Source organism: Kocuria sp. CPCC 205297 (assembly GCF_040981035.1).
Classification (GTDB): Bacteria; Actinomycetota; Actinomycetes; order Actinomycetales; family Micrococcaceae; genus Kocuria; species Kocuria marina.
Genome location: NZ_JAVKPY010000001.1, coordinates 302,934 through 323,477 on the forward strand (window position 1 = coordinate 302,934; position 20,544 = coordinate 323,477).

19 protein-coding genes are annotated in these 20,544 nt (G+C 69.9%); 6 read left to right on the top strand and 13 right to left on the bottom strand.

From position 1 onward, the window contains the following. Positions 1–5: 5 nt before the first annotated feature. Genes RF650_RS01445 through RF650_RS01455 form a run of 3 tightly spaced genes read right to left on the bottom strand, consistent with a single transcriptional unit; the run spans position 6 to position 2,246 of the window. Complete coding sequence (locus RF650_RS01445; protein ID WP_085107044.1) at positions 6–1,253, bottom strand: MFS transporter; 1,248 nt, start codon at positions 1,251–1,253, stop codon at positions 6–8. Positions 1,254–1,309: 56 nt separating this feature from the next. Then, the gene (locus RF650_RS01450) at positions 1,310–1,870 is read right to left on the bottom strand and encodes a DUF3027 domain-containing protein (protein WP_239318923.1); all 561 of its coding nucleotides are present in this window, start codon (positions 1,868–1,870) and stop codon (positions 1,310–1,312) included. Continuing rightward, the gene (locus RF650_RS01455) at positions 1,863–2,246 is read right to left on the bottom strand and encodes a cold-shock protein (protein WP_131333344.1); all 384 of its coding nucleotides are present in this window, start codon (positions 2,244–2,246) and stop codon (positions 1,863–1,865) included. Before RF650_RS01455 ends, RF650_RS01450 begins: the two co-directional genes overlap by 8 nt. Before the next feature lie 149 nt (positions 2,247–2,395). Here RF650_RS01455 and RF650_RS01460 point away from each other — a divergent pair, with 149 nt between their 5' ends. The 4 genes from RF650_RS01460 (at position 2,396) to RF650_RS01475 (ending at position 5,329) form a co-directional block, all read left to right on the top strand. After that, positions 2,396–2,653, top strand: coding sequence for a hypothetical protein (locus RF650_RS01460; RefSeq protein WP_131333345.1), 258 nt, complete (start codon positions 2,396–2,398; stop codon positions 2,651–2,653). A gap of 87 nt (positions 2,654–2,740) precedes the next feature. After that, positions 2,741–3,454 (top strand): response regulator transcription factor, encoded by a 714-nt coding sequence (locus tag RF650_RS01465; protein WP_035963961.1) that lies wholly within the window; start codon positions 2,741–2,743, stop codon positions 3,452–3,454. Between the two features lie 4 nt (positions 3,455–3,458). Further along, positions 3,459–4,931 carry a cell wall metabolism sensor histidine kinase WalK gene (locus RF650_RS01470; protein WP_207387842.1) on the top strand — a complete coding sequence of 491 codons (1,473 nt, stop codon included), beginning with the start codon at positions 3,459–3,461 and terminating at the stop codon, positions 4,929–4,931. A 107-nt stretch (positions 4,932–5,038) separates the two neighbouring features. Continuing rightward, positions 5,039–5,329: a WXG100 family type VII secretion target gene (locus RF650_RS01475; protein WP_064847213.1), complete on the top strand. Its 291-nt coding sequence runs from the start codon at positions 5,039–5,041 to the stop codon at positions 5,327–5,329. An 8-nt stretch (positions 5,330–5,337) separates the two neighbouring features. On the opposite strand, the gene RF650_RS01480 is transcribed toward RF650_RS01475, so the two are convergent. The 4 genes from RF650_RS01480 to RF650_RS01495 all read right to left on the bottom strand — a co-directional run bounded on the left by RF650_RS01480 (position 5,338) and on the right by RF650_RS01495 (position 9,160). Continuing rightward, complete coding sequence (locus tag RF650_RS01480) at positions 5,338–6,297, bottom strand: RNase H family protein (protein ID WP_368813875.1); 960 nt, start codon at positions 6,295–6,297, stop codon at positions 5,338–5,340. 239 nt (positions 6,298–6,536) lie between these two features. Beyond that, positions 6,537–8,171 (bottom strand): chaperonin GroEL, encoded by a 1,635-nt coding sequence (gene groL, locus RF650_RS01485; protein WP_064847215.1) that lies wholly within the window; start codon positions 8,169–8,171, stop codon positions 6,537–6,539. A gap of 256 nt (positions 8,172–8,427) precedes the next feature. After that, on the bottom strand, positions 8,428–8,784 hold the full coding sequence (locus RF650_RS01490) for a hypothetical protein (protein ID WP_242670472.1): 357 nt from the start codon (positions 8,782–8,784) through the stop codon (positions 8,428–8,430). Between the two features lie 151 nt (positions 8,785–8,935). Beyond that, on the bottom strand, positions 8,936–9,160 hold the full coding sequence (locus tag RF650_RS01495; protein WP_035963809.1) for a DUF3263 domain-containing protein: 225 nt from the start codon (positions 9,158–9,160) through the stop codon (positions 8,936–8,938). Between the two features lie 59 nt (positions 9,161–9,219). Here RF650_RS01495 and RF650_RS01500 point away from each other — a divergent pair, with 59 nt between their 5' ends. Further along, positions 9,220–9,903 carry a uracil-DNA glycosylase gene (locus RF650_RS01500; protein ID WP_207387843.1) on the top strand — a complete coding sequence of 228 codons (684 nt, stop codon included), beginning with the start codon at positions 9,220–9,222 and terminating at the stop codon, positions 9,901–9,903. Between the two features lie 19 nt (positions 9,904–9,922). Next, positions 9,923–10,774: a siderophore-interacting protein gene (locus tag RF650_RS01505; protein ID WP_131333347.1), complete on the top strand. Its 852-nt coding sequence runs from the start codon at positions 9,923–9,925 to the stop codon at positions 10,772–10,774. Between the two features lie 4 nt (positions 10,775–10,778). On the opposite strand, the gene RF650_RS01510 is transcribed toward RF650_RS01505, so the two are convergent. The 6 genes from RF650_RS01510 to RF650_RS01535 form a co-directional block, all read right to left on the bottom strand. After that, positions 10,779–12,890 carry a threonine/serine exporter ThrE family protein gene (locus RF650_RS01510; protein WP_242670473.1) on the bottom strand — a complete coding sequence of 704 codons (2,112 nt, stop codon included), beginning with the start codon at positions 12,888–12,890 and terminating at the stop codon, positions 10,779–10,781. 154 nt (positions 12,891–13,044) lie between these two features. Continuing rightward, on the bottom strand, positions 13,045–14,127 hold the full coding sequence (locus tag RF650_RS01515; RefSeq protein ID WP_035963815.1) for a peptidoglycan bridge formation glycyltransferase FemA/FemB family protein: 1,083 nt from the start codon (positions 14,125–14,127) through the stop codon (positions 13,045–13,047). 88 nt (positions 14,128–14,215) lie between these two features. Then, on the bottom strand, positions 14,216–16,123 hold the full coding sequence (locus RF650_RS01520) for an FMN-binding glutamate synthase family protein (protein WP_368813876.1): 1,908 nt from the start codon (positions 16,121–16,123) through the stop codon (positions 14,216–14,218). 124 nt (positions 16,124–16,247) lie between these two features. Next, positions 16,248–16,529, bottom strand: a complete 282-nt coding sequence (locus RF650_RS01525; RefSeq protein WP_035963817.1) for an HPr family phosphocarrier protein — start codon at positions 16,527–16,529, stop codon at positions 16,248–16,250. Positions 16,530–16,576: 47 nt separating this feature from the next. After that, a complete protein-coding gene (gene ptsP, locus RF650_RS01530; RefSeq protein WP_368813877.1) occupies positions 16,577–18,310 on the bottom strand; it encodes a phosphoenolpyruvate--protein phosphotransferase in 1,734 nt (577 codons plus the stop codon). A gap of 6 nt (positions 18,311–18,316) precedes the next feature. Then, positions 18,317–20,530: a fructose-specific PTS transporter subunit EIIC gene (locus RF650_RS01535; RefSeq protein ID WP_368813878.1), complete on the bottom strand. Its 2,214-nt coding sequence runs from the start codon at positions 20,528–20,530 to the stop codon at positions 18,317–18,319. Positions 20,531–20,544: the final 14 nt, after the last annotated feature.

Below are 20,544 nucleotides of genomic sequence, written 5' to 3' on the forward strand. Positions count from 1 at the left end.
CGGACTCAGCCGCGCGACGTCGTCCCCGGAGCCGCCGTGGACGACGTCGCGAGCTGCCGTTCCCGGCGCAGTCGCCACGCGAAGCACGCGCCGATCAGCGCGCCCACGACCCCGGCGAGCACCGCCGCACCCATGCCCCACCGCGCCCCGAGCGTGTCGGTCAGCCACCCCACGGTGGGTGCGCCGATCGGCGTACCGCCCATGAAGATGGCCATGTAGAGACTCATCACGCGCCCGCGCATCGCGGGTGCGGTGGTCGTCTGGACATAGGCGTTGGCGGTGGTCATGATCGTGAGCGACGCGATGCCGCACGGGATCAGCCACAGCGCGAAAACCCACAGCGTGGGGGCGGTGGCCGCACCCAGGCACGTGATCGCGAAGGCCACGCAGCCTAAGAAGATGTAGCGCAACCGCGCCCGCGCGCGGCGGGCGGAGAGCAACGCCCCGGTCAGGGTGCCTACTGCCAGGATCGAGTTGAGGACGCCGAACTCCTCGGAGCCGCGCCCGAACACGGAACCACCCATGGCCGCGAGGAACACGGCGAAGTTCATCCCGAACGTGCCGATCATGAAGATCGTGCTCATGACCGCCACGAGGTCCGGGCGGTGGAGCACATAGCCGATGCCCTCCCGGATCTGCCCGCGTGCCCGCCGCGCGCGTGGAGCGGGACGCAACTTGGCGGCGTCGATCAGCACGATCGCGCAGATCATCGCGGCGAACGTGAGGGTGTTGATCATGAAGACCCACCCCGTGCCCACGGCGGCGACCAGCACACCGGCGACCGCGGGACCGATCAACCGCGCCGAGTTGAACGATGTGGAATTCAGGGCCACTGCGTTGGACACGTGGGTGTCCGGGACCATCTCCGAGACGAACGTCTGCCGGACGGGGGCGTCGAACGTCGCGACGATCCCCAGGCCCAGCGCGAACGCGTACACGGTGGGCAACTGCGCGACGTCCAGGAGCAACAGGATGCCCAACCCCAGGGCCAGCAGCGCCATGACACCCTGCGTGATCACAAGGATCCGGCGCCGGTCGTAGCGGTCCGCGAGCACCCCCGCGTAGGGGGCGAGCAGCAATTGCGGAACGAACTGCAGGGCCATCACCACGCCCATGGCCGTGGCGTCGTGATCGGTCAGTTCATCGAACACGAGCCATGACTGGGCGGTGCGCTGCATCCACGTACCCACGTTGGACACGAGCGCACCCGTGAACCACAGACGGTAGTTACGGATGCGCAGGGACCGAAACATCCCCGACTCCGGGACCGCCGGCGGCGGGGTCCCGGGGGCGGCGGCCGGTCCGCTGCCTACGATGCTGCGCCGTCCTCGGCGTCTTCCGATGCAGCGTACTCGTCCTCGGTGCGGGAGGTCTCCCCATCGGTGGAGGTCTCCTCGGCGGGTGCGGTGTCACCGTCACCGGCGTGCTCGGCGTCGGCGGAGTCCTGCCCGTCGTCCGGGTGCTCGTCCCCCTCCGCCGGGGAGTCGTGCTCGTCCTGCGCCTCCTGCTCCTGGAGCGCCTGCATCCGCTCCTCCCACGGCACCCAATCCGGGGCCAGGAGGGAATCAGGACCCGCCACGAGGCCGGTCTCGCACACGGTCACGTGCTTGCTGCGCGGGGCCCGGGCCACGGTCGCGTACCACGCCCAGCCGGGGTAGCCAGCCAGGCGACAGTCGAAGAGGTGGGTCAGCAGCCGGTCCTCGTGCACGGTGACACCGAGGTGTTCCCCCACCGAGGACGCGTCCGTCACGGGGGCCAGCACAGCCTCCCGCGCGAGATCCACCGCGCCCGTAAGCACCGGGTCCTGCTTGGGTGTGCGTGTACGCCCCGCGGGTCGCTGCGGAGCGGTCTCCGCGGTGGTCTCAGACATCGATCTCATCCGCCACGGTGCGCAGGATGGTCGCGATCTTCTTGCCGTGCGAGTGGTCCGGGTAGCGCCCCCGGCGCAGTCCGTTGGACATCCCGTCCAACAACCGGATGAGGTCCTCGGTGAGCACGGCCATCTCCTCGGGGGGCTTGCGCGTGTTGCGAGCCACGGACTGCGGCTTGCTCAGTAAGGTCGCGGACAGGGCCTGCGCACCGCGCTTGCCGTCCGCGATCCCGAAATCCATGCGGGTCCCGGGCTTGACCGTGGTGACCCCCTTGGGCAGGGCGGACGAATGCAGGAACACTTCCTGGCCGTCGTCGGTGGCCAGGAAGCCGAAACCCTTGTCTGCGTCGAACCACTTGACCTTGCCCGTGGGCACGCGGATCACCTCAGTCTCTCGTCGCCGTGTCTGCGCGGCCACCGGAGGGAACGCCGGCTGCTCGCGAAGTCAATAGTTTAGCCCCCTCATGATCGCCCCGGGTCCGGATTCAACCCACCGCGTAACCGGTCCTTGCTACCGTGAGGACCATGTCCGAACCCACCGTTCCCACCGCATCCGGCCGCACCTCCCCGAGCCCTCGCCGGGGCATGTCCCCCCTGCTCGTCGTCACACTGGTCCTCGCGTTCGTGTGCGTGCTGTCGCTGGTGGCGGTGCTCGTGGCGGCCGCCGGCGGGCACGTGATCTGGGGCGGGTTCACGGTCTTCCCCGCGATCTTCCTCCCCGTGGCCTTCCTGCTGATGTGCGTGGAACTGTTGCGGGGCGCGCGGCGGCGCTCGGCCCGCTGAGGCGCGCGCAGCGGCGTCGCCGTCCTTCCAGATAACGGACGGCCGGAGAACAGAATCCATTCAGGAAACTCGGAGATACTGACGGGCGTGAACACGAAAACACCCGAAGCGAAACTGCTCGTCGTCGACGACGAACCCAACATCCTGGAACTGCTGGCCACCTCCCTGCGATTCGCGGGCTTCGAAGTGGTCACCGCGGCGAACGGCCGGGACGCCCTGCTCAAGGCCGAGGCCGAGGACCCTGACCTCGCCGTGCTGGACGTCATGCTCCCGGACATCGACGGATTCTCCGTGACCCGCAAGCTGCGCGCCGCCGGACGCCACTTCCCCATCCTGTTCCTCACCGCCAAGGACGACACCGACGACAAGGTCGCCGGCCTGACCGTGGGCGGTGACGACTACGTGACAAAGCCGTTCAGTCTGGACGAGGTCGTCGCCCGCATCCGCGCCGTGTTGCGCCGCACCCAGCCGCTCGAGGAGGAGGACTCCCGGCTGCGCGTGGACGACCTGGTCCTGGACGACGACGCCCACGAGGTCTTCCGCGGCGGGCGCGAGATCGACCTGTCCCCCACCGAGTTCAAGCTGCTGCGCTACCTCATGCTCAACCCCAACCGGGTGCTGTCCAAGGCCCAGATCCTGGACCACGTGTGGGAGTACGACTTCAACGGGGACGCCTCCATCGTGGAGTCCTACATCTCCTATCTGCGCCGCAAGATCGACAACGACCCCGAGCAGCCGTCCCTGATCCACACCAAGCGCGGCGTGGGTTACCTCTTGCGCTCGGCGGACAAGCGCCACTGAACCATTGAACGTCCTCACCCGCCGGTTCCGCTCCGCATCCCTGCGTTCCCAGCTGATGGCCCTCACGGGGCTGTTGCTGGCCATCAGCATCTCGGTGACCACGCTCGTGGCCGTGTCCGTGCTGCGCGACTCGCTCGTGACCAGCATGGACCAGGAACTGCGCGGGTCCGTGAACACCGTGGCCCCGGTGCTCACGGGAGCGCTGCAGGGTGACGTGACCACACCGGTGCCCAATTCGGGGTACCTGCTGGATCAGAACGGCAACGTGGTGGCGAGCGCTCGCAGCGGTACCGGCACGTCCCCGGGCAGCTCGAGTCCAGATCTGAGCGGGATGACCCTGGACTACGTCATGGCCCACGACGGCCAGGCGGAGACCGTGGGATCCGTGGGCGCTCCCGAGCGCAAGTGGCGGGTGGTGCCCACCAAGCTCACGGCGTTCGACATGTCCGTGGTCGTGGCCGAACCCCTGGACCGCACCAACGCGATCATCTCCGGCGTGGGGTTGCTGACGTTCAGCTTCGGCCTGGCCACCCTGCTCGCGGCCATGACCGTGGGCTGGGTCATGGTCACCCGGGCGTTCCAACCGTTGCGGCAGGTCGAGGCCACGGCCGCCCGGATCGCGGAGGGGGACCTCTCTCAGCGCATGGAGGGTTACAACCCCCAGACCGAGATCGGACAGCTCTCGGGCTCGCTCAACGCAATGCTCGGCCACATCGAGGACGCGTTCGACGCCCGCACCCGCTCCGAGATCAAACTGCGGCGGTTCGTGGCGGACGCCTCCCACGAGCTGCGCACCCCCCTGGTGTCGATCCGCGGGTACTCGGAGCTGTACCGCCACGGCGCGCTGCAAACGCCCGAGGACGTGGCCAAGGCCATGGAACGCATCGAGTCCGAGTCCAAGCGGATGACCCAGCTCGTGGAGGACCTGCTGACCCTGGCCCGGTTGGACGAACGCAGGGTCGCCACCACGCGACCAGTGGACCTCTTGCACCTGGCGTACGACGCCGCGTCCGACGCCCACGCCACGGCACCGGACCGCACGGTGCGGGTCGTGGGGCTGCACGACTCCCAGCCCGAGGCCGCGTGGGTGCACGGGGACGAGTCCAAGCTGCGCCAAGTCGTGGCCAATCTGATCACCAACGCCCTGCGCTACACCCCCGCGGGATCGCCGCTCGAACTTGCGGTGGGTCTGGAGAGTGCCGTGGACGGCGGGTTCACCTCCGTGCTGCAGGTGCGCGACCACGGGCCCGGTATCGACCGGGAGGACGCCGAGCGCGTCTTCGAACGCTTCTACCGCGCGGATTCCTCCCGCACCCGCGAAACCGGCGGCACGGGGCTGGGCCTGTCCATCGTGGCCGCGATCATCGCCCAGCACGACGGCGCGGTGAAACTCGAGGAGACCGACGGCGGTGGGGCGACCTTCACCGTGCGGATCCCCCACACGAAACCTGTGGACGAGGACTCCGAGGACGCCTGAGTCCCCATCCCCTCCCTCTCCGGGGCGTTGCGCGGCACGTGCTGCTTAGCGTGGATCGGGCCCGGCAATCCACCGGGCCACCGCATCCGCTCCAGGGAGGAACCACCATGGCCCACTTCGTCGTGGACAGTGACACCATTGCCGCCAAGTCCCAGCAGGCCCACGGGCACATCGAACGGCTCAGCTCCGAGGTCAACGGCATGAGCGCCACGCTCGCCGATCTCCAGGCTTCGTGGACCGGCACCGCCTCGGCCAGCTTCCAGGAGGCCTTCCACTCCTGGCGCTCCGCGCAGGCCCAGATGGAACAGGCCGTGGCCCAGATCAACCAGGCGCTCGCGACCGCGGGCACCCAGTACGCCGAGACCGAGGCCGCGAACGCGCGGATGTTCGCCGGGTGAGCCCGGGCTCAGACCTCCGCCGTGACCTGGTGGTACCGCAGTAGCCATGGGCCCATGTCGTGGTGCTGATCCTCGCGGACCCACACGGAACTGCGCCGGGTCACGACGGATGTCTCCTCGAGCCGGTAGCTCACGTGGTAGGCGTGCGCGCCCAGGGCCGTGACCCGCAGCTCCCGGGGCTCACACCCTGCCGCTTCGACGATGCTCAGCACGGACTCGGGGGCTGTCGTGGCACCTCGCCGGTCCACGCACACCAGGTCGGGGTGCAGGGACTCCCCCGGTCCACCGGGAGCATTCCCGCGGCCGAGGACCGTGGCCTCACGCGAGGCCGCGTCCGAGATGAGATGCTCGGGGGTGCCGTTGGAGTCCGTGGAGTCCGTGGATTCCGTGGATTCCGTGGACCCAGCGTGACCCGCCGGGAGGTCCTCCGGGGAGGCCCACGCGGAGAAAAGATCCGGTTCCACGTCTCCCGCCTCGATTCCGCGGCCCGCGTCGTCCCGGAAGCCCGGCCCCGCGGGCATGTCCTCCGGCGCGGTGCCGGACTGGTAGGCCGTGGCCATGGCGCGGGCGCGCTCGTCCGCGGCCTCGTTGAGCTCGTGACCCGCGTGCCCCTTGACCCACTCGAAGCTGACGTCCCGACCGGAGAGCTCGCGGTCCAGCGCCTTCATGATCTCCACGTTGAGCACGGGTTTGCCGTCGCGCTTCTTCCAGCCCTTCTTCTTCCAGCCCGGCATCCACTTGGTGACCGAGTTGATCACGTACTGGCTGTCGCACAGCACCCGCAGCGGTTCGTCCGCGCGGTGCCGGGTGGAGCGGAGCAGATCGAGCACCGCGGTGAGCTCGCCCATGTTGTTGGTCCCGTGGGCCCAACCCCCCGCGCGCCACGAGGTGGGATCGATGTACCAGGCCCACCCCGCGGGTCCGGGGTTGCCGAGTGCGGAGCCGTCCGCGGAAGCGATGATCGTCATGCGCTCATCCTCGCAAAACCTCCCGACACGTTGAACCACCGCCGCTGGTAGGCGATCACCCGGTCTCGCATTGGTCCGCGGTTCAGCGGACCGCCCCGGGGGCACCACCCGGGCGCGCGAAGAGCACCCGGGTGCGCGAGCACTCCCGGAGATGCGAGAACCCCGGGGACAGCAGGTGTCCCCGGGGTTCCCGGGATGTCCACCCGTGGGCCGGGCGGAACTCACTCAGAAGAGCGAGATCACATCATGCCGCCCATGCCACCCATGGGATCGGCACCCGCGCCCGCACCGGCGGCCTCGGGCTCGGGCTTGTCCGCGACCACGGCTTCGGTGGTCAGGAACAGCCCGGCGATGGACGCCGCGTTCTGCAGGGCGGAACGGGTCACCTTGACGGGGTCGTTGATGCCCGCGGCCATGAGGTCCTCGTACTCGCCGGTCGCGGCGTTGAGGCCCCACCCGGTCTCGAGCCCGCGCACCTTGTCCACGACGACGCCCGGCTCGAGCCCGGCGTTGAGCGCGATCTGCTTGAGCGGTGCGTCGATCGCGACCTTGACGATGTTGGCACCGGTCGCCTCGTCCCCGGACAGGCCGAGGGACTCGAAGACCTTGGCACCGGCCTGGATCAGGGCCACGCCACCACCGGCGACGATGCCCTCCTCCACGGCGGCCTTGGCGTTGCGCACGGCATCCTCGATGCGGTGCTTGCGCTCCTTGAGCTCGACCTCGGTGGCGGCACCCGCCTTGAGGACGGCCACGCCGCCGGCCAGCTTGGCCAGGCGCTCCTGCAGCTTCTCGCGGTCGTAGTCGGAGTCGGAGTTGTTGATCTCCGCGCGGATCTGGGCCACGCGGCCCTCGATCTCCTCCTGCGTACCGGCACCGTCCACGATGGTGGTCTCGTCCTTGGTCACCACGACCTTGCGGGCCTGGCCCAACAGGTCGATCGTGGCGGACTCGAGGGACAGGCCCACCTCTTCGGTGATGACCTGGCCGCCGGTGAGGATCGCGATGTCCGCGAGCTGCGCCTTGCGGCGGTCACCGAAGCCGGGGGCCTTGACGGCCACGGACTTCACGGCCCCGCGCATCTTGTTCAGCACGAGCATGGCGAGCGCTTCGCCGTCCACGTCCTCGGCGATGATCAGCAGCGGCTTGCCGGCCTGCATGATCTTCTCGAGCACGGGGACCAGGTCCTTCACGGCGGAGATCTTGGAGTTGACGATCAGGATGTAGGGGTCCTCGAGGACGGCTTCCTGACGGTCGGCGTCGGTCACGAAGTAACCGGAGAGGTAGCCCTTGTCGAAGCGCATGCCCTCGGTCAGCTCGAGGTCCAGCCCGAAGGTGTTGGACTCCTCGACGGTGATGACGCCTTCCTTGCCGACCTTCTCCATGGCCTCGGCGATGAGCTTGCCGATTTCCGGGTCCGCGGCGGAGATGGACGCGGTCGCGGCGATCTCCTCCTCGGTCTCGATCTCCTTGGCGGAGGACAGCAGCTGCTCGGTCACCGCGGCCACGGCCTTCTCGATGCCGCGCTTGAGGGACAGCGGGTCCGCACCGGCGGCCACGTTGCGCAGGCCTTCCTTCACGAGGGCCTGGGCCAGCACGGTGGCCGTGGTGGTGCCGTCACCGGCGACGTCGTCGGTCTTCTTGGCGACTTCCTTGACGAGCTCGGCGCCGATCTTCTCGTACGGCTCCTCGAGCTCGATCTCCTTGGCGATGGACACGCCGTCGTTGGTGATCGTGGGGGCACCCCAGGACTTCTCGAGGACCACGTTGCGTCCGCGCGGGCCGAGGGTGACCTTGACGGCGTCGGCGAGGGTGTTCAGGCCCCGCTCGAGGCCGCGGCGGGCTTCTTCGTCGAATGCGATCATCTTTGCCATGTGTTTCGTCCCTCCTGGACGGTTGACAAACAAGACTTGTCATCACGATGCCCGCGACGGACGGTGCCGCGCCGCGATCCTCACCGCGCCGCAACCACCTCACCGTGATGTCACTCGTCCGCCGCGCGACCACCACCGGACCCGGTTAGCAGTCCACGCGACTGAGTGCTAATCCCATAGTGGCACTCGTCATGCCGGAACCGCAAACGCCCTGCGTCCAGTGGACTCAGGTTTCGTCCCCGGCTGAACGGGCGGCTCAGGCGGCCGCGGGGGCTCCGGGCACGACGTCGCTCGCGGCCGTCCGGAGCGCCACGGCACCCACCGCGGAGGCACCGGCCACAGAGGCACCGACCCCGGAGGCACCGGCCGCGGCGTCGTCGTCAGGGGACACCGCAACGGCTGCGGCGGAGAGGGCGAGCGCTTCCTGGGCCGTGCGCGGGGCGTTCACGAAGGCCACCGCCCCCAGGACGAGGGCGAGCACACCGGCCACGAGGATCGCCAGGAACTTGCCCCGGGACCCCGCTCGGGCATTCGGGTTATGGCCCCGGTGGGCACCCTGCCGGGCGCCGTCCTCGGGGACGTCGTCGAACTCGTCACGGGGGTACTCGCTCATGCTGTGGCTCTCCTCAACGAACGGTGGGACCAGGGGCGCCGACCCGCGGGTGCCGGGACCGTGGGACGGCGTGCGCCCCGCCTGCCGGACCCGCGGCGGTCAGGGGTCCGCGGTGCGCTGCCCACTATCCCACGCGCACCCGGGGACCCGCTCAGCGATTGCGCGCGCGGCGCAACCGGGAGATCAGCATGGGGGCGTGGCGCGCGGCGGCCTCTGAGGAGATCAGGGCGTTGAGCCGCTGGTAGTAGTGCACGGGGCTCAACCCCAGGCGGGAGCGGATCGCGGACTCCTTGGCGCCGCGGTACTTCCAGTGCTCGGACTCCAGGTCCAGGATGGCCCGGTCGAGCTCGTCGAGGCCGTCGCCCGTGGTAGACATGGGCTCAACCCTAACGCTCCGGGCGGTACCCGGAGGCCGCACGCCCTGGAGGTCGCACCGTGAACACCCCGCCCCCGTTGCACGAGATCATGAACGAGGAGTGGGCCCGTGCCTTGCAGTCCGTGGAGCCGCAGATCCGGGCCGTGGGCGAGTTCCTGCGCGCCGAACACGCCGAGGGCCACCACACCCTGCCCGCTGGGGACCACATCTTCCGCGCGCTTCGCGAGCCGATGTCCGCGGTCAAGGTGCTGATCGTGGGCCAGGACCCCTACCCCACCCCGGGCCATGCGATGGGCCTCTCGTTCTCGGTAGCCCCGGACGTGCGCCCGATCCCGCGGTCCCTGCAGAACATCTACAAGGAACTGCACTCCGATCTGGGGATCACGCCGCCCGCGCACGGGGACCTGTCCTCGTGGGCCGAGCAGGGCGTCATGCTGCTCAACAGGGTCCTCACGGTGCGCGCGGGCTTCCCCGCGTCCCACCGGGGCAAGGGCTGGGAAGCGGTCACGGAGTGCGCTATCCGCGCGCTCGGGGCGCGCGAGCAACCCCTCGTCGGCATCCTGTGGGGTCGCGACGCCCGCGGCACCAAGGACTGGCTGGGTGGGGCGCCCACCGTGGAATCGGTGCACCCGTCCCCGTTGTCCGCGTCCCGGGGGTTCTTCGGTTCCCGCCCGTTCTCCCGCGCCAATGAGCTGCTGCAACAACAGGGCGCCCAGCCCGTCTCGTGGGAACTGCCCGCGTAGCAGCACCTACGCTGGACGCATGACACAAACTCCGGCGCGACCCCGCAAACCCCAGCTCAACCTCACGGTTACGGACCGGATTCAGCTCTCCCCGGGCATGGTGCGCGTGGTGTGCAGGATCGAGAACGCCGAGCAGTTCCAAGACATGGAGGCGCCGGAGAAGTACGTCAAGCTCGTCTTCTTCTCCGCAGCCACGCTCGCGGCGACCGCGCCCGGCGCGTTCCCCGACTACTGGGCCGCGCGCGAAAACGCCGCACCCCAGGACCAGCCCGTCACGCGGCACATGACCCTGCGCCACACGGAACCCGACACCGAGACCGTGTGGATCGACGTCGCCCTGCACGGCACCGAAGGCTATGCGGGGCCGTGGGCGGATGCCGCGTCCCCCGGCGACCGGATCGTGGCGCTCGGCCCGGGCGGCAAGTGGCTCCCGGATCCGGCCGCCGCGTGGAGCGTCTTCGCTGGCGACGACGCCGCCGTCCCCGCCGTGCTCGCGAACCTCGAGGCGCTGCCCGCCTCGGCGCGCGGAGAAGCCGTCCTGGAGGTCGAGGACGCCTCCCACGAACTCGACCTCACCGACCTCGCGATCCCCGAGGGCGTCCGGGTGCGCTGGGTGCACCGCGCCGCTCAGCAGGACGGTGAACGCGCCCTCGTGACGGGACTCGCGAACGCCGCGTGGCCCGAGGACACCGCGGGGGTGCAGGCGTTCGTGCACGGCGAGCGCGAGGCCATGAAGGCTGCCCGGAAGGAACTGCTCGACGTCCGCGGGCTCGAGCGTTCGCAGGTATCCCTGTCCGGGTACTGGGCGGCCGGGCGGGCCGAGGAGACGTTCCAGGCGGAGAAGAAGCTGCCCGTGGGCAAGATTCTCTGACCGGTCAGCGGCGGCGGTTGCGCCGCTGGGAGAGGTACTGCATCCGCTCGATGAACGGGCGCATGAGGTACTTGGCGAGCACCACGCCCGCCGCGAGGAGCACGATGGACACCATGGCGTTGACGAGTCCCGTGATGCCGTCCCCCGTGGTCTCGATCTCCACGGTGATCGCGTACATTCCGCGGAACAGGCTCAACCCGGGCAGCAGGTAGGTCATCGCGGGGATCGCGAGGATCGCCTGCGGGATCTTGGCCCTCGCCGCGAGCAGCGCGGCCACGCAACCGCTCGCCACAGCCCCCACGCCCGTGGCCAATCGTGTGCTGGGATCGAAGCTACCGATGCCGTGGTAAAAACCGAGGCCCACGAGGGCCGCGGTCACGGCGGGCAGCAGGTGACGCGGCTTCGCCTGCATGGTGATCGCGATCAGAGCGGTGGAGATCAGCATGAACACCGTGTTGGTCACGGCTGCCGCGGGTGTGAACCCGGACTGGGAAACGTCAATCCGTGGGACCCCCAGGTGCGCGGACAAGGTGATCCCCAGGGCGATCCCGGCCACGATCCCCAGGAACGCCATGGCGGTGGACAGTAGTCGTCCGGCCGCGGTCACGGGGAAACCGTTGATCGCGTCCTGCATCGTGGAGACCATGCGGGTGGTGGGCAACAGCATGATGATCCCACCGGCGATGACCTTGGGCGGGGACACCTCGACCCCCACCGCCGAGATCAACAGGGCACCGAGCGTGACCACCAGGGCGTTGGCCGCGAGGGAGAAGAACTCCGGGATCCGCCACGCCCCCAGTTTCGCCGTGACGGACTGCACCACCACGGAGGAGACCACGGCCACGAGCGCACCGGCCGGGCTGCCGCCGATCGCCAGCGTGATGGTCCCCGCCGCGATCACCGTGGCGAGCCACACGACCCACTTGGGGTAGGGCTTGGGCCGGGCGTTGATCCGGGCGAGCTCCCGTTCGGCGTCCCGCAGGGGCGTGTTGCCCTCGATGATCCGGGTCACGAGCTGATGGGAGTCCGCGAGACCCGAGTAGTTGTCGGTCCACGAACGCACCACGCGCATCACGGTGTGGCTCGAGGTCGAAGAATCGCCCCACGGGTCCTGGCCGGTGCGCGGCGCGGAGCTCCCGCGCTGCTCCCCCGTGGTCCCGGGTGTGCCCGCCAGGGCGGTCGCGGGGTGGGCGGAGGAGCCGGTGTCCTCGGTGACCCGCCGCAGGGCCTCGCCGGCGGCGGTGAGTTTGCCCGTGGCCGTGGTCTCCGCGACGTAGTTGATGGTCACCGACTGGTTGGTGATGTCCACGTCCAGGTTCTCCACCCCGTACGTGGCGCACACCGCGATGATCGCGTTCTCCACGTCCAGCGCGTCCGCGCCGTAGTGGAACATGGTCTCGGCCAGGCGCAGCGCGAAGTTCAGGGTGCGCCGGGCCTGGCGGTCCGTGCTGTCCCCGAACTTGCGCAGGTGCTGGAACGGTGTGGCGGTGAGCCGGTCCACCACACGCATGGGCGCGGTGGGCGCGGCGTCCCCCTGCACGAGGGAGCGCAACAGTGCCTTGGGTGCTCGCGACGGTTTGACCCGGGTGGCCGGGTACACGCCCCGCGAGATCGCGGTGGTCGCGGGCGCCGGCTCGTGCGCCACGGTTTCCGGGCGCTCCACGGGTGAGCTCGCGGGGGCGGTGCCACGCCGGGACGGGCTGCTGATGGGTTCGGTCAATGCCGCGGGAACCGCCGCCCGGTGCCCCTGGCCTGCGCGGTCGGCGGCGATCTGGCTCGGTGTGAGGACGGGCAGGGAGGAGACCTGCGGCGTTCCGGTGCCGGTCGCGGGACCGTGCCCGGCGCTGCGGGGACGGACGCCAGGGACCCGCAGCTGCGACGTCGTCCGGGTGTCGGTGTGCACGGGCGCGCTACGCAGTTCCGCCCGGGCGGCCTGTTCCTCGGTGGGGCGCGGTGCGTAACGCGTACGACGCCGCGGACTCGTGTGCTGCACGGCGTCGCGCAGCGCGGTGTCCCCGGCGGGACCGAACGGTTCATCGTCCACCGCGTGCGGGCCCGTGCTCTCACCCGAGGACGGGTAGCCCTGGTGCGCCAGACGCGTCAATTGCTCGCTCACGCTCACGTGGGATCACCCTTCTCTGCCGCCGCAGGCACTGTTCGACTCCTGTGTGCTGGGGTGCGGCCCACACGCATCCGCTCGCGCGCCCGTGCTCGCCCACGTCCTCGCCTGCGGGCGAGCGGGGGCCGGGTGGAGGGGCCGCGGCCGCCTGTCAGTAGAAGGGCTGACCCGTGCGGCGCACCCACAACTGGCGCTGTACCTTCTCCGCCACGTTGTTCCACACAGCGTATTTCGCGCGGCTGAGTGGCTGATCCCAAACGCCCACGTAATCCACGACAGTCTTGGTGAAGCTCGTCTTGAACAACCCCAGACCGTAGTAGGGGTGCTCCTTGTTCTTGAGCTGGTCGGAGGGCGGGGTCCCGCAGAAGTCGTACTGGGTGATCTCGTGGTCCTGCTTCAGGTCCGTGATGGCGCTCCACTGCACGAGGTGCGAGTCCCCGTACTGCTTGCGCCGCGGCTTGGAGCCGCCGTCCTTGTAGGTGCCCTTGCGCCCGTAGGAGATCACGTAGGCACCCACCGAGGGCTTGCCGTCCTCGTAGGTGAAGTAGAGCCGGCCCTGACCGCGATCGGCGAAATTGTTCCAGAACGCCCGGTAGTACTCGTAGGAACGCAGGGTCACCTTGGCGTGACCCTGACCCACGGAATCCATGAGCGCGTACATCGCGCGCATGTTCTCCTCCGTGAGCGGGACCTGGTCCACCTCGCAGCCCTCGCGGGTCGCACGGCGCACCGCGTTGCGACCCCGCGAGTGCAGGGACTTGAGCAGGGCCTTCTCGTCCATGTCCGTGTCCAGCACGGCGGTGGAGTCGTTGGGCTGAATCTCGAAGGACTTCACGAGTCCGCTGCGCGCCATCACGCCCGCGGCGTAGTCGGAGGCCACGATCTCGGGTTCGTACTTGATCGCGAACACGCCGCGCGCGGGACCCGCCACGAAGCGCTCGTTGGCCGCCACGATGCCGGGGATGTCGTCCACGCTCGCCACGTCCGGGCCCTTGATCATGTACCACAGCCTGCCCAGGGCGGGCACGGACTTCTCGAGCACCAGGTTGTAACTGGGCTGCGAACCGTCCGTGGGTTCGTACACCACGTACTGCGGCTTCCACCCGTGGTCCTTCTTGACCAGCGCGAACGCCTCCGACTGCAACAGGTTGCCGCCCGAGGGGTTGGCCGTGACGTGGGAGTCCCACTCGGCGATTTCCTGATCGGTGGCAAAACGTGCCGTGAATTCTCGCAAGGCTCTCTCAATCCTGTACAGGGGGGCACTGACGACGTGAGGCGGTGCCGCGCTGTCGCGGCACCGCCTCACATGGTATCCCTCGGGCTCAGGCGAGCCCGGGGTTGCGGGTGCGTGAGTCGTCGGAGGGGTCCACGTGATCGGAGTCCGGGGACGGGTCGCTCGTCGTGTGCTGGGCACCGGCCGCGTTGCCAGGCTGCCCCTCGGGACGTCGGCTCGTGCCCGCGGTGGACTGCCCGGGGTTCGCCTCGGAGGCCTGCCCCGCGGACGGCCCGCTCGTGCGCGGCGTGGCGGACTCGGTACCGCGCTCGCCGCCGCGGGCACCGGACAGCGCCGGCTCGCGATCGTCCGCCGGCATGACGTCGCCGGGTTCCAGCGGGCTGCGGCCCTTGAACACGTACTTGCCCGGGTGACCCGGGGTGAACTTGTCCGGATCGGCGTAATCCCAGTCCTCACCCCAACCGCCTTCGACGCCCTCGAACAGCTTGCCCGGCGTGAGCCAGCGGTAGAGGGTCTCGTACGAGATGCTCTGGGTGGCCGTGACCTTGCGGCGCAGCATCTGACGCGTGAGCTCCTCGGGGTGCTCGCAGCCCATGGTGGAGATGATCTGGCCCGCTTCCTCCACGGTCAGGCGGTGGTAACGCTCCACGCGGTCACCCTTGTCCTCGATGTCCAGGGCCTTGTAGAGCTTGGGGTTCTGCGTGGTCACGCCCACGGGGCACTTGTTGGTGTGGCACGCCTGGGCCTGGATGCAGCCCACGGCCATCATCATGGCGCGCGCGCTCATGCAGAAGTCAGCACCCTGGATGATGTGGCGCACGATGTCGTGGCCCGAGGTGATCTTCCCGGCGGCGCCAATCTTGATCCGGTCCCGCAGTCCCGCACCCACGAGCGCGTTGTGCACCAGGATCAGACCCTCCACGAGCGGGGTGCCCACGTGGTCCTGGTACTCGAGCGGTGCGGCACCGGTGCCGCCCTCGGAACCGTCCACGATGATGAAGTCCGGGGTGACCTTCTCCTCGATCATGGCCTTGCAGATGGCCAGGAACTCCACGCGCGAGCCCACGCACAGCTTGAAGCCGATCGGCTTGCCGTTGGACAGTTCCCGCAGGTGGGCCACGAACTGGATCAGACCGCGCGGCGTGGTGAACGCCGAGTGGCTGGCCGGGGAGATGCAGGTCTGGCCCACGGGGACCATGCGCGCCTCCGCGATCTCCTCGGTCACCTTGGAGCCCGGCAGCACGCCGCCCAGGCCCGGCTTGGCGCCCTGGGAGAGCTTGATGTTGATGGCCTTGACCTGTGGCAGGTTGGACTTCTTGCGGAAGGCCTCCGGGTCGAAGTTGCCGTTCTCGTCACGCGTGCCGAAGTACCCGGAACCGAACTCCCAAATGATGTCGGCGTCGTGGGCGAGGTGGTACTTGGTCAGCCCGCCCTCACCGGTCTCCTGCGCGAACCCGCCCATGGCCGCGCCCTTGTTCATGGCGAGCACGGCGTTCTTGGACAGGGAGCCGAAGCTCATGGAGGAGATGTTCAGCAGCGAGGCGTCGTACGGCTGCTTGCAGTCCGGCCCGCCCAGGCGCACGCGGTGCTCGCTCTCCGGGGCCGCCTTGGGCGCCACGGACTGGACGAAGTACTCGTAGCCCGGTTCGTTCACGTTGAGCTCGGTGCCGAACGCCTTGTCGCCCTTGAAGCCCTTGGCCCGCGAGTACACGAGCGAGCGCTGGTCACGGTTGAACGGCTTGCCGTCGTAGTTGCGCTCGATGAAGTACTGCTGGATCTCGGGGCGGATCTTCTCCATGAAGAACCGCGCGTGCCCGAGCACGGGGAAGTTGCGCAGGATCGAATGCCTGCGCTGCGTCGCATCGCGGATGCCCACGAGCAACAGCAGGAAGAAGATGACTGCGAGGATCCACCATCCCCAGGGACCGAAGACCGCTGCGAGAACCGTGGCAATCGTGGCCACGACCAGACCTGTCAGAATGAGAAACCGCACCATGCGATTCACCGTACTCCTCGCCCTGGGCCCCGACCCCGGTCACCGGAATGCGACGATCACCCCCCGGGAAAGCGCCGACGCCGGGTGCCCACACAGGGGCGCCCGGCGTCGGCGGTGGTGAGGATCACTCGGCGTCGAGGTCCGTCTCGATGATCGAGGCGAGGTGCTCGAGGGCTTCCTCGGCGCCGTCGCCGTCGGCCGCGAGGACCACCTTGTCCCCGTGGGCCGCGCCCAGGGACATCAGGGACAGCACCGAGGACGCGTCCATGCCCTCCTCGGCGTCCTCGCCCTCGGCGCGGATGGTGATCTCCAGGTTCTCGTACTCGCCGGCGGCCTCCGCGAAGATCGCGGCGGGCCGGGCGTGCAGCCCCACACGGGAGGCCACGGTGGCAATGCGTTCTGACATGTCAGCTCCTTGCTGGGTCGGTTCGGGTGACGCTGGTTCGGGCGGGGTCACAGCCCCAGTTCGTGCAGCACGGGCAACTGTGCCCGCACGGCTTCCTTGGCCTCGCGCGCGCTCGTGGCGGACACGGCGAGTGCGGCCAGCCGCTCGGCCTGGGCGGTGTCCACGCGGGCGAGCACGGCGGCGACGGCGGAGAGCGAGCGCGCACTCATGGACAGGGTGTCCACCCCGAGCCCCACGAGCACCACGGCGAGCGCGGGGTCCGCGGCGGCCTCGCCGCACACGCCCACGTTCTTGTGTTCACCGGACGCGTCAGACGTCGCTCGCGCACCCGCCGCGGTGCGCTCGATCATGCGCAGCACGGCCGGTTGCCACGGGGAGTTCAACTCGGCGAGTGCACCCAGCATGCGGTCCGCGGCCATCGTGTACTGGGTGAGGTCGTTGGTCCCGAGCGACACGAAGTCCACGCGCTCGAGGATCTGCTCGGCGGTGATGGCCGCGGCGGGTGTCTCGACCATGACGCCGGTGACCTGCAGCCCCTCGACGCTCGCGAGTTCGTGGAACCGGGCGGCCTCCTCCGCGGTGGCGATCATGGGTGCCATGACCCACACGTGCGCCCCGGTCTCCCGGGCCGCCGCGGCGATCGCCTCGAGCTGGCGCTGCAGCACGCCCGGGGTGGTCCAGTCGGTGCGGTAGCCGCGCACACCGAGCGCGGGATTGGGCTCGGTGGTGTCCGTGAGGAAGGGCAGGGGCTTGTCCGCCCCGGCGTCGAGCGTACGCACGACCACCTTCTTGCCCTCGAACGCCGCGAAGATCTCGGCGTACGCCTGGGTCTGTTCGGCCACGGTGGGTTCGCTGTCCCGGCCCAGGAAGCAGAACTCGGTGCGCAACAATCCCACGCCCTCGGCGCCGGCCTCGGCGGCCGCGCGGGCGTCGTCGCCGGTGCCCACGTTGGCGAGCAGCGGGACCTCGGTTCCGTCCGCGAGCGCGCCCCGGCCGTCGAAGGACGCGAGTTGCGCGGCCGCGCGCTGCCACGCGGTCACTGCCTCGCGTTCGTGCTCTGCCGGTGCCGCGACGACGGCGCCCTCGGCACCGTCCACGAACACGGGCGTCCCCGCGGGGACCTCGAGGATCCCCTCGACGGCCACGGCGGCCGGCAGCCCGAGGTTGCGCGCGAGGATCGCCGTGTGGGACTGGGGTCCGCCGGAGGCGGTCACCAGCGCCACGACGACGTCCGGATCCAGCACCGCGGTGTCCGCCGGTGCGAGGTCCTCGGCCGCGAGCACGAACGGCTCCTTGCGCTGGGGCACGCCCGGGGCGTCTTCCCCGCGCAGTCGGGCGACGATGCGCGCGCGGACGTCCTCGATGTCCGCGGCACGTTCGGCCATGTAGCCGCCCATGGCCCGCATCTGGTCCGCGTACGCGGTGGCAGCCTGCCACAGCGCCCGCTCGGGGCTGAGCTGCTGATCGGTCACGAGCTTGCCCGCGTTCTTGATCAGGGCCTTGTCCCCCGCCATGAGGGACGTGGCCTTGAGTACCTCCGCCGCGGATTCCGAGCGCGCCCGAGCGGCCCTTTCCTTGAGCTCGGCCTTGACCTCGAGCGCCGCTGCCTTGAGGCGGTCGATCGCGGCCTCGGCGTCCCCGGTGAGCGGCTCGCCCTCGGGCGGCTCGCTCACGGCGGGTGCCATGTGCACCACGGTGGCGATCACACGCCCGGGGCTGACCCCCACACCGCGCAGTTCCACGCGCTGCTGTGCGGCACCGGTCACGTCGTTGTCAGTCATGATGTCTCACACTTCCACGGTTTGTTGTGTCTGCGGAACCCCGGGGACCTCGCCCACGTGCTTCTTCACGTTGCCGATGCGCTTGAACAGGGTGACCAGCACGGCGGTGACCACGGTGCCCGCCAGGATGGCGGCCACGAAGCCCCAGCGTCCGTCCACGACCGGCAGGATCCAGATCCCACCGTGCGGGGCCGCCGAGGTCACGCCCCACGCCATCGTCAGGGCACCGGTGATCACGCCACCGGCCATCGAGGCGGGGATCACGCGCAGCGGATCGGCCGCGGCGAACGGGATGGCACCCTCGGAGATGAAGGACGCGCCGAGCAGCCACGAGGTCTTGCCGTTCTCACGCTCCGCGGCGCTGAAGTACTTGCGGCCCAGCACGGTGGAGGCGAGCGCCATCCCGAGCGGGGGCACCATGCCCGCGGCGATCACGGTGGCCATGATCTCCTGCGGCGCCGTGTTGGTCACGGTCGCGGCACCCAGTCCGGCCACGGCGAAGGAATAGGCCACCTTGTTGATGGGACCGCCCAGGTCCGAGCACATCATCAGACCAAGCACGGCACCCAGGGCCACGGCCGAGGCACCGCTCATCCCGGCGAGCAGGCTCGTGAGCCACGTCATGAACGCGGCGATGGGCCCGCCGATCAGCAGGAACAGCAACCCGCCGGCGAACAGCGTGGCGAGCAGCGGGATGATGACCACGGGCATGAGTGATCCGAGCCAGCGGGGCAGTCGGGGCAGCGTCAGCCAGTACGCGCAGATGCCAGCCAGCAGACCGCCCACGATGCCGCCGATGAACCCGGCGCCCATGAAGTTGGCCACGAGACCGGCCGCGAAGCCGGGGGCGATGCCCGGACGGTCCGCGAGCCCGTAGGCGATGTAGCCCGCGAGCGCGGGGACCAACAGGCTGATCGCCAGGTTGCCGGTCTTGAACAGCACGGCACCCAGGTACATGGCCAGGGACACGTCCCCCAGGTTGCCCAGGGTGGTGGTGGCCAGGATGTCGTCGGCCTGCTGGGCCACGAGCACCGGGTCCGCGATCATGAACGCGATCGCCATGAGCAGACCGCCCGCGGCCACGAACGGGATCATGTAGCTGACACCCGTCATCACGGCCTTGCGGATCCGCGTGCCCCACCCCTCGCTGCCGGTCACGGCGGCGGAGATCTCACCGCCGTCGCCCGTGACCTTGGGCGCCTGGGGATCGTCCGCGGCCTCGAGGGCCTCCTGGATCATCTCGCGGGGTTCGTCGATCCCGCGCTTGACCGCGGACGCGATGTACGGCAGACCCGCGAACCGCGAGCGCTCCCGCACGTCCACGTCGGTCGCGAAGATCACGGCCTCCGCCTGACCGATCACCGCCGGGTCCAGACGCGTGGCGCCCGAGGAGCCCTGGGTCTCGACCTGCAGGTCCACTCCCATTTCCTGGGCGGTGTTGGCCAGGGCGTCCGCGGCCATGTAGGTGTGGGCGATGCCGGTGGGGCACGCCGTGACGGCCACGAGCCTGCGCGGACCCCGGGCGCCCGCGTCATCGGGCGCCGTCGACGTCGCGGATTCAGTCAGCGGCGCGTGCGTTCCGGTGGGTGTCTGCGTCCCGGCGTTCGACGCCGCGGTCGCACCGCTCGCACCAGCTACGGCTGCGCCGGCAGCGGCACCGCCGGTTCCCGTGGCAGCGGACCCGTCGGCACCGGTCGCGGCGGAGGATCCCGCGGCCGCGGTCCCGGTCGCCGCGGTGGGTGCCGCAGCGGCGTCGTCCGGCTGCGGAGCGAGACCGAGGGCGGTGTCCACGATGTCCACGACCTCCTCCGGCGACTGCGCTGCGCGCAGGGACGCCACGAAGGGCTTCTTCATGAGGGAACGTGCGAGCTTGGACAGCAGCTTGAGGTGCTCCTGGTCCGCGCCTGCCGGTGCAGCGATGAAGAAGACGATGTCCGCCGGTCCGTCCTTGGCCCCGAAGTCCACGGCGGGGGCGAGCCGCGCCATGACCAGGGTGGCCTGCGTGACGGCCTCGGAGCGGCAGTGCGGGATGCCGATCCCGCCCGGGATCCCGGTGGCGTTCTTGGCCTCCCGGGCCAGGGCGTCCGCGGCGAGGGAATCCGCGGTGCTCGCGCGGCCCTCCCGGTGGACGGTGGCCGCGAGTGCACGGATCACACTCTCCGTGGACTCGCCCAGGTCCCGGTCCAACAGGACCAGGCCGGGATTGATCAGATCTGACATGTCGGTGCTCCTTG